This window comes from Cellulosimicrobium sp. BMG9.23, from assembly GCF_059159985.1.
Genome location: NZ_JBZGBZ010000002.1, coordinates 282,255 through 296,559 on the forward strand (window position 1 = coordinate 282,255; position 14,305 = coordinate 296,559).

The 14,305-nt window shown below is 73.4% G+C and carries 14 protein-coding genes and 2 tRNA genes; 7 read left to right on the plus strand and 9 right to left on the minus strand.

Annotation, left to right across the window (positions count from 1 at the left end; genetic code table 11):
- Positions 1–10 precede the first annotated feature (10 nt).
- The 5 genes from AC4H2G_RS03360 (at position 11) to AC4H2G_RS03380 (ending at position 5,782) form a co-directional block, all read left to right on the plus strand.
- Positions 11–1,012, plus strand: coding sequence for a carbohydrate ABC transporter permease (locus AC4H2G_RS03360; protein WP_494364339.1), 1,002 nt, complete (start codon positions 11–13; stop codon positions 1,010–1,012).
- Positions 1,009–1,842, plus strand: a complete 834-nt coding sequence (locus tag AC4H2G_RS03365) for a carbohydrate ABC transporter permease (RefSeq protein ID WP_494364340.1) — start codon at positions 1,009–1,011, stop codon at positions 1,840–1,842. Before AC4H2G_RS03360 ends, AC4H2G_RS03365 begins: the two co-directional genes overlap by 4 nt.
- On the plus strand, positions 1,839–3,518 hold the full coding sequence (locus AC4H2G_RS03370) for a beta-N-acetylhexosaminidase (RefSeq protein ID WP_494364341.1): 1,680 nt from the start codon (positions 1,839–1,841) through the stop codon (positions 3,516–3,518). Before AC4H2G_RS03365 ends, AC4H2G_RS03370 begins: the two co-directional genes overlap by 4 nt.
- Before the next feature lie 84 nt (positions 3,519–3,602).
- A complete protein-coding gene (locus tag AC4H2G_RS03375) occupies positions 3,603–4,124 on the plus strand; it encodes a PH domain-containing protein (protein ID WP_494364342.1) in 522 nt (173 codons plus the stop codon).
- Positions 4,121–5,782, plus strand: a complete 1,662-nt coding sequence (locus AC4H2G_RS03380; protein WP_494364343.1) for a PH domain-containing protein — start codon at positions 4,121–4,123, stop codon at positions 5,780–5,782. The genes AC4H2G_RS03375 and AC4H2G_RS03380 overlap by 4 nt, the downstream gene beginning before the upstream one ends.
- Here the strand turns inward: AC4H2G_RS03380 and AC4H2G_RS03385 are convergent.
- The 8 genes from AC4H2G_RS03385 to AC4H2G_RS03420 form a co-directional block, all read right to left on the minus strand.
- Complete coding sequence (locus AC4H2G_RS03385) at positions 5,779–6,420, minus strand: GyrI-like domain-containing protein (RefSeq protein WP_494364344.1); 642 nt, start codon at positions 6,418–6,420, stop codon at positions 5,779–5,781. The genes AC4H2G_RS03380 and AC4H2G_RS03385 overlap by 4 nt on opposite strands.
- A gap of 10 nt (positions 6,421–6,430) precedes the next feature.
- A complete protein-coding gene (locus tag AC4H2G_RS03390; protein WP_494364345.1) occupies positions 6,431–7,417 on the minus strand; it encodes an alpha/beta fold hydrolase in 987 nt (328 codons plus the stop codon).
- A gap of 209 nt (positions 7,418–7,626) precedes the next feature.
- Positions 7,627–8,226 (minus strand): TetR/AcrR family transcriptional regulator, encoded by a 600-nt coding sequence (locus AC4H2G_RS03395; RefSeq protein ID WP_494364346.1) that lies wholly within the window; start codon positions 8,224–8,226, stop codon positions 7,627–7,629.
- A gap of 220 nt (positions 8,227–8,446) precedes the next feature.
- A complete protein-coding gene (locus AC4H2G_RS03400; protein WP_494364347.1) occupies positions 8,447–8,848 on the minus strand; it encodes an ectoine synthase in 402 nt (133 codons plus the stop codon).
- A gap of 85 nt (positions 8,849–8,933) precedes the next feature.
- Positions 8,934–10,232 (minus strand): diaminobutyrate--2-oxoglutarate transaminase, encoded by a 1,299-nt coding sequence (gene ectB / locus AC4H2G_RS03405; RefSeq protein ID WP_494364348.1) that lies wholly within the window; start codon positions 10,230–10,232, stop codon positions 8,934–8,936.
- Positions 10,233–10,330: 98 nt separating this feature from the next.
- Positions 10,331–10,942, minus strand: a complete 612-nt coding sequence (ectA, locus tag AC4H2G_RS03410; RefSeq protein ID WP_494364349.1) for a diaminobutyrate acetyltransferase — start codon at positions 10,940–10,942, stop codon at positions 10,331–10,333.
- 174 nt (positions 10,943–11,116) lie between these two features.
- Entirely contained in the window at positions 11,117–11,251 is a 135-nt protein-coding gene (locus tag AC4H2G_RS03415) for a hypothetical protein (RefSeq protein WP_494364350.1), read from the minus strand.
- A gap of 167 nt (positions 11,252–11,418) precedes the next feature.
- Positions 11,419–11,491: transfer RNA gene (locus AC4H2G_RS03420), tRNA-Arg, on the minus strand.
- Positions 11,492–11,759: 268 nt separating this feature from the next.
- Between AC4H2G_RS03420 and AC4H2G_RS03425 the strand changes: the two genes are divergently transcribed.
- Positions 11,760–12,563: an ABC transporter ATP-binding protein gene (locus tag AC4H2G_RS03425; RefSeq protein WP_494364351.1), complete on the plus strand. Its 804-nt coding sequence runs from the start codon at positions 11,760–11,762 to the stop codon at positions 12,561–12,563.
- Complete coding sequence (locus AC4H2G_RS03430) at positions 12,560–13,930, plus strand: FtsX-like permease family protein (protein ID WP_494364352.1); 1,371 nt, start codon at positions 12,560–12,562, stop codon at positions 13,928–13,930. Before AC4H2G_RS03425 ends, AC4H2G_RS03430 begins: the two co-directional genes overlap by 4 nt.
- A 272-nt stretch (positions 13,931–14,202) precedes the next feature.
- Here AC4H2G_RS03430 and AC4H2G_RS03435 read toward each other — a convergent pair.
- A tRNA-Ser gene (locus AC4H2G_RS03435) sits at positions 14,203–14,294 on the minus strand.
- Positions 14,295–14,305 lie beyond the last annotated feature (11 nt).

Below are 14,305 nucleotides of genomic sequence, written 5' to 3' on the forward strand. Positions count from 1 at the left end.
AGGAGGCCCCGTGACCTTCCCGAGCGACGTCGCCGCGAGGACGACACCACCGCGCGTCCCCGACCGAGGCCGCCCTCCGCGCGGAGGGCGGCGGCCCCCCGCTCCCCGGACAGGTCCACGACGGCGACGGACGCCCGTCTGGCCCTACCTCCTCGTCGCGCCGACGGTCCTGCTCGTCGGGGTGGTCCTGGGGTACCCCGTCGTGCGCAACCTCGTCATGTCCTTCCAGGCGTTCGGCCTGCGCGAGCTCGTCCAGGGCGACCCGTCCTTCGTGGGTCTCGCGAACTACCGCGAGCTGCTCGCGGACCGGGTGTTCTGGGAGGTCGTGGCGCGCACGCTCGCGTTCACCGCGGTGAACGTCGTGCTCATCATGGTGCTGTCGACGCTCGTCGCGCTCCTGCTCGCCCGCCTGGGCCGGTTCCTGCGCGTCGCGGTCATGACCGGACTCGTGATCGTGTGGGCGGTGCCGGTCATCGCGGCCACGACCGTGTGGCAGTGGCTGTTCCAGTCACGCTTCGGGATCGTCAACTGGCTCCTCGTCCAGCTGGGGCTCGACCAGTTCGAGGGCTACTCGTGGCTCGCGAACGGCCTCGCGACGTTCGCGCTGATCGTCGTGCTCGTCGTCTGGCAGTCGGTCCCGTTCGCCGCGCTCACCCTGTACGCCGGCCTGACGACCGTCCCGACCGAGCTGTTCGAGGCCGCGCGGATCGACGGCGCGTCCGGGTGGGCGCTGTTCCGGCGCATCACGTTCCCGGTCCTGCGGCCGCTGTTCGGGCTCGTCGCGTCGCTCGAGGTGATCTGGGTCTTCAAGTGCTTCGTGCAGATCTGGGCGATCAGCGAGGGCGGCCCGAACGACGCCACGACCACCCTGCCGGTCTACGCCTACCAGGTCGCCCAGACCCTCAACCGGTACGACCTGGCGGGCGCCGTCTCCGTCGTCACGGTCCTCGTGCTCACCGTCCTGCTGCTCGTGTACTTCCGTCAGTCCCTGCGCCAGGAGGCCGATCGATGACCCCCCGCCCGTGGACGCGCGCCACCCTCGGCGCCGCGGCCGTGATCACGCTCCTCGCCTCGCTCTTCCCCGTCTACTGGATGGTGACGACGGCGTTCAAGCCGACCCCCGACATCCAGTCCGAGACCCCGCAGCTGTGGCCACGGACGTTCACGACCACCCACTTCAGCACGGCCTTCGCGGCCGACGGCTTCTGGTCGTTCTGGCGCAACAGCCTGCTCGTCACGGTCGGTGCGGTGCTCGTCGCGCTCGTCGTCGCGGCGCTCGCCGCCTTCGCGGTGGCGCGGCTGCGCTGGTCCGGCCGGCGTGCGTTCGTGCTCGTCGTGTTCGCGGCGCAGATGGCGCCGTGGGAGGCCCTGCTCATCCCCATGTACGTCGTGGTGCGCGACGCCGGTGCTCTCGACCAGCTCTCGACGCTCCTCGTCATCTACGTGGTCATCACCCTGCCGTTCACCGTCCTCACCCTGCGCGGCTTCCTCGAGGCGATCCCGGTCGAGCTCGAGGAGGCGGCTCGCGTCGACGGCTGCTCGCACCTCACGGCGTTCCGCCGGATCGTCTTCCCCCTGCTCGCCCCGGGCCTGCTCTCGACGTCGCTCTTCGGCTTCATCACGGCGTGGAACGAGTTCGCCTTCGCGAACACGCTCCTCATCAAGGACCAGGACCAGCGCACGCTGCCCGTGTGGCTGTCGTCGTTCAGCAACACCTTCGGCACCGACTGGGGAGCGACCATGGCGGCCGCCACGCTGTTCATGCTCCCGGTGCTCCTCGTGTTCGCCGTGCTGCAGAACAAGGTCACGGGCGGCCTCACCGCCGGGGCGGTGAAGGGATGAGCGTCCCGGCGAGCGACGCCGTGCCCGCGCTCGTCCCTCGGCCGCTGCGCTGGGACCGGGCGGACGGCACGCTCCGCCTCGACGCGACCTCCACCCTGGGGGCGCCGGACGCGCTGCAGCGCGTGGCGGGGTGGTTCCGGGCGGAGCTGGGCGCCTCCACCGGCCTCGCGCTGGCCCCCGCACCGACGACGGACGCGACGATCCGGCTCGGCCTGGACCCTGCTCTGCCCTCCGAGGGGTTCGCGCTCGAGATCACGACGACGCACCTCGTCGTGCGCGGCGGCGACCCCGCGGGCGTGTTCTACGGCCTCCAGGCCGTGCGGCAGCTGCTGCCGTCGTCGGTCTTCGCCCGCGCGCAGGTCGGCGAGGGGCCGTGGGAGCTGCCGTGCGGCGTCGTCGAGGACGCGCCCCGCCTCGCCTGGCGCGGTGTCCTGCTCGACGTCGCGCGGCACTTCCTGCCGCTCGACGACGTGCTGCGGTTCGTGGACCTGATCGCGATGCACCGGATGAACACGCTCCACCTCCACCTGACCGACGACCAGGGGTGGCGGCTCGAGATCGCCGGGTATCCCCGCCTGACCGAGGTCGGGGGCTGGCGCCGCGAGTCGCAGGTCGGCGCCGGCGAGGACGCGCCGGGCGACGGCCGCCCGCACGGCGGGTGGTACACGCGGGCGGACGTCGCGCAGATCGTCTCGTACGCCGCCGACCGCTTCGTGACGGTCGTCCCGGAGATCGAGGTGCCCGGGCACGTCCAGGCGCTCGTCGCGGCCTACCCGGCGCTCGGGGCCGGCCTCGACGTCGGACCGGACGGCGGCCTGCTCGCACCCGAGGTGTGGACTCGCTGGGGGATCTCCGACCACGTGCTCAGCCTCGACGACTCCACGCTCGCGGTCCTGTGCGACGTGCTCGACGAGGTCGTCACGCTGTTCCCCTCTCCCGTGGTGTGCCTCGGGGGCGACGAGTCGCCCAAGGTCCGCTGGAGGGACGACCCGCGCGTCGCCGCGCGTCGCACCGCGCTCGGCGGCGCGACGGACCCGGAGCTGCACAACTGGCTCGTCGCCCGCCTCGCGGAGCACCTGGGCCGCCACGGCCGTCGGGCCATGGTCTGGGACGAGGTGCTCGAGGGGCCCGACGTGCCGGGCGTGATCGTCGCGTCCTGGCGCGGCGAGCGCGGGGTGCGGGTCGGTGCGCGGCGCGGGTACGACGTCGTCTCGTCACCGGCGGACCGCGTCTACCTGGACTACCGGCAGTCCGACGACCCGGACGAGCCCGTCCCCACCGGCACCGTGACGAGCCTGCTCGACGTCTACCGCTTCGACCCGGCCGGTGCGACGGACCCGGACGCCGACGTCGCGACGGGCGCCCTGCTCGGCGCGCAGGCGAACCTGTGGACCGAGCACATCGACTCCCGGCAGGCGCTCGAGTACATGGCGTTCCCGCGGCTGGCAGCCCTCGCCGAGGCGCTGTGGTCGCCGGGCGAGAAGGACGGCGAGGAGTTCCTCGAGCGGCTGGCCGTGCACCTGGGCCGCCTGGATGCGCGGGGCGTCGCCTACCGGAGAACGGACGGCCCCGCGCCGTGGCAGAGGCGGCCGGGGGTCGTCGGCGACGCACGCGAGCCCCACGAGCTCGAGGCGCACATCGCCCGCATGGTGGCGTCCTTCCAGGAGGTGCCCTGACCGCCCGCAGTCCGGCGCGCTCCGGACGAGGACATGACGTCCGGCACTCCCCGCGCGACGCCCGGACCCGGCAGGGTGGTACGCATGGACCCGACCTCCGTTCGTGCACCGGGACCCGCCTCCCTGCGCCTGCGCCCGCCCGTGCACCTGGTCGACGCGCGCGCCGTCCGGTGGTGGGTGCTCCGCGGGCTGTGCTCGGCCGGGATCGTGCTCGTGGTCCTCGTCGTCGTCGCGTGGCTGTGGGTCCCGGCGCGGCCCTGGCTCGTCGCGCCGATCGTGCTCGCCGCGCTGTGGACGGTCGTCCGCGTGGTGGTCGAGCCGCGCTGGCGGTACGCCGTCCATCGGTGGGAGGCGACGGACCAGGCCGTCTACGGGCTCACGGGCTGGCTCGTGCGCGAGTGGCGCGTCGCGCCGCTCTCGCGCGTGCAGACCGTCGACGCCGTGCGCGGACCTCTCGAGCAGCTGCTCGGCCTGGCCACGCTGCGCGTGACGACCGCGTCGTCGAGCGGGGCGATCAGCGTCGTCGGGCTCGACAAGGACGTGGCCGCGGAGCTCGCCGAACGGCTCACGCTCGTCACCGAGCGCACCCCGGGTGACGCGACGTGAGCGTCGAGAAGGTGGCCCGCCCCGACGGGATCGGGCCTACCGACGAGCCGGCCGCCGACGAGGGGGCCGCCGACGAGGGGGCCGCCGACGAGGGGGCCGCCGACGAGGCGGTCCGCGAGTCCGAGGCGCCGGTCGACGACGACACCCCCTGGCTGCGGCTGAGCCAGCGGATGATCTGGGTCGACCTCGTGCAGTCGGTCCTCTCCCTGACCCCCACGGCCGTCGCGGTGTGGGTGTTCGACGTCGATGCGAGCTGGGACTCGTTGTGGCCGCTCGTCCTGGTCGGCGCCTTCGGCGTGCTCGGAGCGGGGCGGAACGTGCTGCGCTGGATCTTCACGCGGTACCGCATCACGGAGGACTACGTCGAGCGCCGGACGGGCATCGTCGTGCGGCGCTACCGCTCGGTGCGCCGCGATCGCATCCGCAGCGTCGACACGACCGCGCGGCTGCGCCACCGCCTCGCGGGCCTGCGGGTCGTGCTGGTCGGCGCGGGCCAGCAGCTCGCCGCCGGCGAGTCGGCGCTCTCGCTCGACGCCGTCGTGCGCGCGGACGCGGAGGCGCTGCGGCGCGAGCTCCTCACGACGGCGGACGTGCCGCCTGGCGCCGCGGGCGTCCCAGCCGGGCAGGTGCTCGCGCGGCTCCGGCCGTGGTGGGTCGTCTACAACGTCTTCAGCATCTGGGCGTTCGTCACGGCAGCCGGCCTGATGTGGGGCACGTACTGGCTGGGGGCCACGTTCGGCCTCGACCTGGTCGCCTGGGTCGAGGGCCTGACCGACTGGGAGGCGCTCGGCCGGCCGGCCACGATCGCCGTCGGGCTGCTCGTGACGGGCGCGATCGGCGCCGTCGGGATGGCCGTGAACTTCTTCACCACGCACTGGGGCTTCGAGCTCGCTCGCGTCCGCGGCGAGAAGAGCACCCAGCTCCGCACGCGCCAGGGCCTGTTCACGACGCGCGAGGTGAACCGCGACGACAGGCGACTGCGCGGCGTCCATGTCGGGGAGCCGGTCCTGTGGCGCTGGATGGGCATGGCGGACACCCAGGTCATCACGACGGGGCTCTCGGTGTGGTCGACGTCGCAGCCGGCCACGATCCTGCCGCGCGGTCCGGTGACGGTGGCCCGCCCGGTCGCGAGCGCCGTGCTCGGCGCAGACCCCGACCCCCTCGCGGCACCGCTCGCGCGTCATCCCGAGGGCGCGCTGCGGCGTCGGCTGTGGTGGGCCACGGCGTCCTCCGGCGTGCTGGCGGCCGGGCTGTGGTGGCTCGCGGCCAACGGCGCCCTGCCCGCCACTGCGATCTGGTGGGCCGCCGTGGTGTGGCTCCTCGCGCTGGGCGGCGCGGTCGTCGCCTACCGCGCGCTCGGCCACGCGATCGCCGAGGACCACCTCGTCGTCCGCTCAGGTCTCGTCAGTCGTGCGACCACGGTCCTGCGGCGCGACGCGGTCAGCACGATCGCGCTGCGCGAGTCGGTCCTGCAACGGCGCCTCGGCCTCCGGACCGTCTCCGCGATGACCGCCGCAGGCTGGGGCGTCTACCAGGCGCCCGACGTGGCGGCCGACGAGGCGCTCGCGTTCGCCGTCCGCGCCGCACCAGGCCTCCTCGACCCGTTCCTCGAACAGACCGACGGCGCCCGACCTGGCTGCCTCCAGGGCGATCGCTAGCCGGCGGGGCGCACCGGCTGGCGCAGGACCGTGCGCAGCCTGGCCGGGTCGGCGCGGCGGGGGTCGCTGAGGTAGACCTCGTGGTGCGGCCCGGCGAACGTCAGCCCGTGCTCGGGCAGGTACACGTCGTGCAGCTCCGCGAGCACGGGCGTCTCGTCGTCGTACGACCCGACGTGCAGTGTCTGCACCGACCGGCCCTCGGTGATCGTGCGCCGCTCGACGAGGTCGAGGGCAGGCAGGTCCTTCGTGGTGCGGACCGTCGACGTCACGTCGGCCACGAGGTCCGCGTCGACCCAGTCGGGCTGCAGCACGAGCATCGTCCACCGCCACGCGTCCTTGTCGCGGCGTACGAACGCCCGGGGGTCCTCGGCCGTCCACAGTCCCTCCAGAGGCCCGACGACGTAGTCCCTCCCGAGGCGTCGCTTGCTCGCGAACTTCACGGCGTACGACAGGCCGAACAGCGCCTCGACGGCCTCGCGGTACGACGACGCGCTGTTGGGGTCGCCCTCGCCGTCGACGGCGAGATACGTGAGGGCAGGCACGTCGACCTCCACGAACCGTCCTCGCGGCGGGGAGTACAGGTCGCGGTGCAGCCTCTTGAGGTCGACCTTGCGGGGGGCGTCGTCGCTGGCGGCCATGAGAAGGACGCTACGCGGCGTCGCCGACACGAGCCGCGCGCGCACCGACCGGCGCCAGGTAGTCGACGACCGCCCGCACGACCGTGGGGTCGCGGAGCAGCCGGTGGTGCCCGAGCCCGTCCGTCGCGAGGAGCTCGCCCTCGGGCCACGCTCCCGCGAGCGCGGCACCGACCTCGAACGGCACCTCCTTGTCGGCGCGGTCGTGCACGACGAGCGCGGGCGGCACCGAGCGGACGCGCACGGTGTCGAGCACGTCGAGGTCCGAGAGCGGTCGGCCCGCCACGTCGACGATCAGCGCGCGGAGCAGCGCACGCGTCGGTGCGGCGAGGCGCAGCGTGTCGGCGAACCGGCCCAGCTCGCCGAGCGGGTCCGCGATGGCGGCGACGAGCACGAGTCGACCGACGTCCAGCCCGTCCCGGACGGCGAGGGTCGTCGTCGCCGTGCCGAGCGAGTGCGCGACGACGGCCGTCGGCTCCCCGTGGACCCGCGCCACCGCGGCGAGCGACTCCGCCATCTCGGGCACCGTGCTCCGGCGCGGCCCGAGGATGCCGGGGCCGGAGTCGCCGTGACTCAGGGCGTCGAACGCCACGACGCGGTACCCCGCCGCCCGCAGCGGCTCGACGAACGCGCCCAGCTGGCCGCGCCACCCGCCCCAGCCGTGGACGAGGTAGACGGTGCCGAGGCCTGCGGGGGCCGCGCCCGGCCTGGTCCCGGAAGTCGGTGCCACAGAAGTCGGTGCCACGGAGGTCGACGCCCCGGTCGTCAGTTCCCCGCTCGTCGACGCCTCCGCCTGCTCCGGGCCGGCCTCCGGGGCCCAGGCCTCGACCACGAGGTGAGACCCGCCGTCGGTCGCCACCGTGCCGAGCGTCCCGGTCGCGGTCCGGTCGTCGCGGCGGCGGCCGGCGCCGTCGGGCGGCGTGGCCCACAGGTCGAGGGCGAGCTGCGCGGCCCGGCGCGGCGCGATCCGCTGGAGGAGCCCGAGGCGCGCACGGATCAAGGCGAGCTGCATCGCTGCGCGCCGACGGCGTGCGGCACGACGGCGCGCGACACGACGCTCCGGCTCAGTACGAACGATCGTGCTTTTCTGTGTGCCTGGCTCCATCATGGCGACCTTCCTGTCGGTGGCGGGTGCGATCAGCGTGGGACGGCGGGCGGGAGTGAGCGAGTCCGGGTGGAGTCCGGGTGGAACGGGTCCGGGCGGCGCGGTCAGCCGACCCGGGTCGGGACGCGCGCGGCGTCGAGCAGGGCCTCGAAAGCGCGCCGGGCGCGTCTCTCGGCGGCGGCGTCGCCCATGAACACGTGCGCGTGGTGGAGCGCGAGCATGATCCCGTAGAGATCCGAGGCGACCTGCTGCGGGTCGACGTCGTCGCGGAAGCCGTCGTCGACGCACGTGCGGTAGACCTGGGCGATCGCGTCGTAGAGGTCCTGGTGGTCCCGCACGAGCTGGTCGCGGACGGGCCCGGGCTGCGCGGCGAGCTCCGTCGCCGCCTTGACGAACAAGCAGCCGCCGGGCTGCTCCACCAGGTCGCACCAGACCCAGCGCTCGAAGAGCGCGCGCAGGCGCAGCTCGCCGCGCGGCGTGCGGAGCGCAGGCAGGACGACCGACTCGACGAACTCGGCGCGCGCCTGCTCCAGGACGGCCAGCTGCAACGACTCCTTCGAGCGGAAGTGCGCGTACAGCCCGCTCTTCGACATGCCCGTGCTCCGGGCGAGCTCGCCGATGGTCAGTCCGGACAGCCCGACGCGATAGGCGGCCTCCACCCCGTGGTGCAGGATCGCCTGCCGCGTCTCGTCGCCCTTGGTCACGCTCGCGACATTAGCACGACCGTGCGGAAGCGACGCGGCTCCCCGGCCTCTCGATCCCGGACGACCCCGACCCCGCGCTTGCCGAACCCCGGGTTGTGAGGCAATCAGACGCCTGATCGCCCCACAACCCGGGGTTCGGCACGCTGGGAGACGACGACGCGGGCCGCCTCGCCCTCACGCCTCGGCGTCGCCACTGCGTCGGGCCACGCCGTCGCGTCGGTCAGGCCGGTGCGGGCTCCTCGGTGACGAGCGGGTACACGCCGTTCTCGTCGTGCACCTCACGACCCGTCACCGGCGGGTTGAACACGCACACGGTGCGCATCTGGGTGCGGGGCCGCACGACGTGCTTGTCGTGGTCGTCCAGCAGGTACAGCGATCCCGGCGAGAGCTCGTGCGTCTCCCCCGTGCCGAGGTCCGCGATGGTGCCCTCGCCCTCGACGACGAACACCGCCTCGACATGGTTCGCGTACCAGAACTCGTTCTCCGTGCCCGCGTAGAGCGTCGTCTCGTGCACGGAGAAGCCGACGCCCTCCTTCGCGAGGACGATGCGCTTGCTGCGCCAGTTCTCGCTCCGGACGTCCGCGTCGGTGTCGGTGATCTCGTCGATGGTGCGCACGATCATGGGGTACCTCCAGGTCTGGTTTCGGCAGGTCGACAGACAGGCGCCCCGCGCCCGGGCACGACGACGGGCCCGGGCGCGGGACGGTTCAGGGCAGGACGACGGCGATCGCCTCGTCCAGGATGGCGAGCCCGCGCCGGAGCTCGTCCTCGGTGATCGTGAGCGGCGGCAGCAGCTTGACCACCTCGCCGGAGGGACCCGACGTCTCCACGAGGAGCCCCCGGGCGAACGCCTCCTCGGCCACCCGGCCGGCGACGGCGCCGTCGGCCATCTGGAGCCCGCGCGCCAGACCGCGGCCCTTGGAGACCAGGCCGTGCCCGGCGCGCCGCGCGACGATCGTGTTGAGGTGCGACTCCACGAGCGCGCCCTTCGCGAGCGTGGCTTGCTCGAGCACGTCGTCCGCCCAGTAGGTGCGGATCGCCTCGGCCGCCGTCGCGAACGCCGGCGCGAAGCCGCGGAACGTGCCGTTGTGCTCGCCCGGCTCCCAGATGTCGAGCTCGGGGCGCACGAGCGTGAGCGCCATGGGCAGGCCGTACCCGGAGATCGACTTCGAGAGGCAGATGATGTCCGGGACGATGCCGGCCTCCTCGAAGCTGAAGAAGCCTCCGGTCCGCCCGCAGCCCATCTGGATGTCGTCGACGATGAGCAGGATCCCGTGGCGCCGGCACAGGTCCGCGAGACCGCGCAGCCACTCGGCACGTGCGGCGTTGATCCCGCCCTCGCCCTGCACGGTCTCCACGATGACCGCGGCCGGCTCGTTGAGCCCGCTCCCGCCATCCTGGAGCAGCCGCTCCAGGTAGACGAAGTCGGGGATGTCGCCGTCGAAGTAGTCGTCGTACGGCATGGGCGTCGCGTGTACCAGCGGGACGCCCGCTCCCCCGCGCTTCATCGAGCTGCCCGTCACGGACAGCGCGCCGAGCGTCATCCCGTGGAACGCGTTCGTGAAGTTGATCACCGACTCGCGGCCGGTCACCTTGCGCGCGAGCTTGAGCGCTGCCTCGACCGCGTTCGCGCCGCCCGGTCCCGGGAACGCGACCTTGTGGTCGAGCCCGCGGGGGCGGAGGATCGTCGACTCGAAGGTCTCCAGGAAGTCACGACGGGCCGTCGTCAGCATGTCGAGGCTGTGCACCATGCGGTCGTCCGCGAGGTAGTCGAGCAGCACCTTCTTCAGTCGCGGCTCGTTGTGGCCGTAGTTGAGGGAACCGGCCCCGGCGAAGAAGTCGAGGTACTCGGTGCCGTCCTCGGCGAAGACCGAGGCGCCACGTGCCCGGTCGAAGACGACGGGCCAGGCGCGCGAGTAGCTGCGGACACCGGATTCCAACGAGGTGAAGCCCGTCGGGTCGTCGGCGGCGTACGCGGCGGCGGTCGGGACGGTCGGGGTTGTCACGAAGGAGCTCTCCTTGTGCTGGTGCGCACGGGTGCGTGGCGTGTCGGAGGCTGCGTCGTCACCCGCGCGCCGGACCGGCGCAGCCCGAGGTCGTGCGGTCAGCGAGCGTGGACGCCGTCGATGACGAGCATCGGCTCGTCGACGTGCGCGTCGGGGAAGTGGTCCGCGGTGAACAGCGGGGTCGTGCCGATCGTCGCGCCGCGACGGGCGGCCCAGCGGACGAAGAGCGCGCGCGACGCGACGTTGTCCTCGGCGACGGTGGTCTTCACCGTCGTCAGGTCGGGTGCGTCGTCGACGAGCGCGTCGAGCAGCCGGCCCGCGACGCCGTTGCCGCGCAGCTCGCCGTCCACGGCGACCTGCCAGACGAAGAGGTGCGCGACGTCGTCGGGGAGCCGGTACCCGGAGACGAACCCGACGACGCGCTCCCCCGTCGGGCTCGCCGCGTCCGGGACGACCGCGACACGGCAGGTCTCCGCGAAGTGCTCGGCCAGCAGGAGGTACGCGTAGGACGAGTTGAGGTCGAGCTCCCCGGAGTCGCGGGCGACGCGCCACATGGCGGCGCCGTCGGCCGTGAGGGGCCGGCGGACGGACAGCCGTGCCGCCGGACCGTCGTGGCCGGCGGGCGGTGCGGGGCTCGTGCTCCGGGTGGTGTCCGGGGTCCCGCTCGGGGTCGAAGGGGCGGCGAGCGCGGCGTTCGTCGTCGTGTCCATACCGTCGACGACCCTAGGCGTATCCACGGCGGATCAACACCCGGGCATGGCGATCTCATGACGAATCAGGCAGTCGGGAGGCGGCTCTATCCGCAGCAGACCGCGGCTCCCACCCCTCGAGTATCAATTCGATCACGGACGCATCGAGCGTCTCTCATGGTGAGAACTCCGGCCTCAGCCGATCCGGTCGAGGACCGGGTTGCCCACCAGGCCGGCGAGGATCTCGCAGCCGGCCGCGCTGGGGTGGTACCCGTCGCCCGCCAGGGCGGCGCGCCGCCGCGCCTCGTCGCGCGACGTCGCGTCGAACACACCGACGTACCGGATGGCGAGACGTAGGAGTCACCGACGAAGCACACCCGCACCTCACGTTCCGGTCGCAGCACGGCGGCAGTCCAGGTGCGTCGCCTGCCACACGGGAGAACCCGAAGCCGGGAACGACCAAGCCCCGGAACCGTGTGGTTCCGGGGCTTCTGCTGTGCGCCCGAAGGGATTCGAACCCCCAACCTTCTGATCCGTAGTCAGATGCTCTATCCGTTGAGCTACGGGCGCTGGTCCTGCTCTGCTCTCGCAGGGCCGGAGATCGCTCACCGGCCGTCCAGAACACTACCGTGTCCCGGCGGTGATCCCAAACCGATACGACCTCGGGAAGGCGGAGGTGACGGACGCCACGGCCGGCCCGCTCACCGCGTCCGACGGCGCGGCTCCCCTCGTCCGCCTGCCGCACCACACCTGGTCCTCCCAGGGTGGGACACGCCCGGCGACAGGTCCCTCCCGCAGCCCGACGCCGCGCCGTCGGCCCTCGCCGGAGTATCGGACCATGACGTCCACGCACCCCGCCCCCGCCCCCGGTGGCTCGCCGCTCGTCGCGAGCGCCCTCACGAAGGTCTACGGCACCGCCCAGGCGACGACTCACGCCCTCGCCGGGGTGAGCCTCACCGTCCACCCGGGCGAGTCCCTCGCGATCATGGGCCCGTCCGGCTCCGGCAAGACGACCCTGCTGCACTGCCTCGCCGGGATCACCACACCCAGCTCCGGTGCCGTCCTGTGGCGCGGGGAGGACGTCACGACCCTCTCCGACGCGCGCCGCACCGTGCTGCGCCGCAACGACTTCGGCTTCGTCTTCCAGTCGGGGCAGCTCCTGCCGGAGCTCCCCGCGGTCGAGAACGCGGCGCTGCCGCTCATGCTCGCGGGCACGTCGCGGGCCGAGGCGACGGCCGTCGCCGCGCGCTGGCTCGCGCACCTCGGGCTCGCGGGGATGGAGCAGCGACGGCCCGGCGAGCTCTCGGGTGGGCAGGCACAGCGCGTCGCGATCGCCCGGGCCCTCGTCGGCTCGCCCGGCGTCGTCTTCGCGGACGAGCCCACGGGCGCGCTCGACCAGTCCACCGGTACCGAGGTCCTCGACGTCCTCACGCACGCGACGCGCGCGTCGGGCGCCGCCCTCGTGATCGTCACGCACGACGCCGGCGTGGCGCGACACTGCTCCCGCACGGTGACGATGCGCGACGGCCGTATCTCGGGCGAGTTCCGCGCCCCCGGCGCGCAGGCGGAACCTGCCGGAGCGACCGGCGTCGGGCAGCCCGTCCCCACCACCCCGGCGACGGGCGCGGAGGGTCGGCGATGAGGACGACCGACCTCTGGTGGCTCCTGCGCCGCCGCAGCGCCGACGACCGCGACCCGCAGCGCCTGACCACCGTCCTCGCCGTCATCGCGTTCGCGACGACGACCGCCGTCCTGCTCGTGGTGGTCGGGGGGTTCGGGGCCTTCCTCGCCCGCGGTGGCGGCCTCGAGGGCCTGCGCACGGGCGTCGCCGACGGGAGCGACTACGACACCCAGTACCCGGTCCTCGCCGGGATCGCCATGCTCCTGCTGCTCGTCCCGCTCGTGACGCTCGGCGGCGCGGCGGCCCGGCTCGCCGTCGCCCGTCGCGACGCGCGGCTCTCCGCCCTGCGTCTCGCCGGCGCCACGACGGCCCAGGTCACCACCCTCACGGTGCTCGACGCCGCGGCGCAGGCCGTCGTCGGTGCGCTCGCCGGGATCGTCGGCTACGCGGCGCTCCTGCCGCTCGTCGCGCAGCTGCGGTTCCAGGGGCGCACCTTCGGGATCGGCGAGCTGTGGGTCGGGGTGCCTGCGCTGCTCGGGTCGGTGGCGCTCGTGGTCGTCGTCGCGCTCGTCTCGTCACTGGCGAGCCTGCGCCGGGTCGCCATCACCCCGCTCGGCGTCGCCGCGCGCGTCACTCCACCGGGGCTCAAGGCCGTACGCCTGCTGTCGACGGGAGCCGCGTTCGTCGCCCTGATCGTCGTGATGAACATGTCGTTCGGGTCGCTCGCCGTCGTCCTCACCGTGCTGACCGTGATCCTGCTCGTCGGGTTCGCGACGCTCAACCTCGTCGGTCCGTTCGTCATCTGGGTCGTCGGGAAGATCACGGCTGGCCGCGCGCGCCGCGTCCCGACGCTGCTGGCGGGTCGTCGCATCGTCGACAGCCCCAAGACGGCGTGGCGCTCGGTGGGCGGCGTCGCGCTCGCGACGTTCATCGCCGGCCTGACGAGCATCTTCGCGCTCTTCGACCCGGGCGCCGGGGCCGACCCCGCGGAGGTCCAGTACCTCACCGACCTCAAGACGGGCGGCTTCCTGACGCTCGCCATCTCGGGGGTGCTCGCCGCGGTCTCGACCGGCGTTATGCAAGCGAGCCGCGTCATCGACCAGCGCGGCGAGTACCGCACGCTCGTGCTCGCCGGCACGGACCTGCGCACGCTCGACCAGGCGCGGTTCCGCGAGACGCTCGTGCCGCTCGCGGTGAGCGTCGGCGTCGCGACGGTGGGAGCGCTGATGTTCATGGTCCCCGTGATCGGGATCAACGCCGTCGCGAACGTCGGCGTCGTGGTGCAGTTCCTGCTGTGCGTGGCCGCGGCGTCGGGCCTCGTGCTGGCGGGAGCGGGAGCGTCACGGTTCGTCGTGCGGTCCGCGCTCGCGACGTCGGGCACGGCGTAGCCGACAGCCTCCGCCTGGCCATCGCCGGGTGCGCAGGGCTGGGTCGGGTCGCCGTCCCTGCCGAACCCGGGGTTGTGTGCCGCTCAGGGCCTTGAACGGCGCGCAACCCCGGGTTCGGCCAGGGCGGGTGACGCGGAACCCCGGGTTCGGCGGGATGGGTGGCCACAACCCGGGGTTCGGCGGGGGCGGGCGGCGTCGTGCCGCGCGGACAGGCGGCCGACCGTTCGTGGGCAACAGAAAAGGCTCCGGGCGCTGGGCTGCCGGAGCCTTCCTGGCGGAGACGGAGGGATTTGAACCCTCGAACGGGTTGCCCCGTTACCACCTTAGCAGGGTGGCGCACTAGACCTGACTATGCGACGTCTCCTCGCGGGCCTC

Coding starts and splice junctions, on each gene's coding strand:
- AC4H2G_RS03400 (WP_494364347.1), bottom strand. CDS start 8,848: ATGATCGTGCGCACCATCGACGAGATCACCGACACCGACGCGGACGTC.
- AC4H2G_RS03375 (WP_494364342.1), top strand. CDS start 3,603: ATGGACCCGACCTCCGTTCGTGCACCGGGACCCGCCTCCCTGCGCCTG.
- AC4H2G_RS03365 (WP_494364340.1), top strand. CDS start 1,009: ATGACCCCCCGCCCGTGGACGCGCGCCACCCTCGGCGCCGCGGCCGTG.
- AC4H2G_RS03430 (WP_494364352.1), top strand. CDS start 12,560: ATGAGGACGACCGACCTCTGGTGGCTCCTGCGCCGCCGCAGCGCCGAC.
- AC4H2G_RS03370 (WP_494364341.1), top strand. CDS start 1,839: ATGAGCGTCCCGGCGAGCGACGCCGTGCCCGCGCTCGTCCCTCGGCCG.
- ectA (WP_494364349.1), bottom strand. CDS start 10,942: ATGGACACGACGACGAACGCCGCGCTCGCCGCCCCTTCGACCCCGAGC.
- AC4H2G_RS03425 (WP_494364351.1), top strand. CDS start 11,760: ATGACGTCCACGCACCCCGCCCCCGCCCCCGGTGGCTCGCCGCTCGTC.
- AC4H2G_RS03385 (WP_494364344.1), bottom strand. CDS start 6,420: ATGGCCGCCAGCGACGACGCCCCCCGCAAGGTCGACCTCAAGAGGCTG.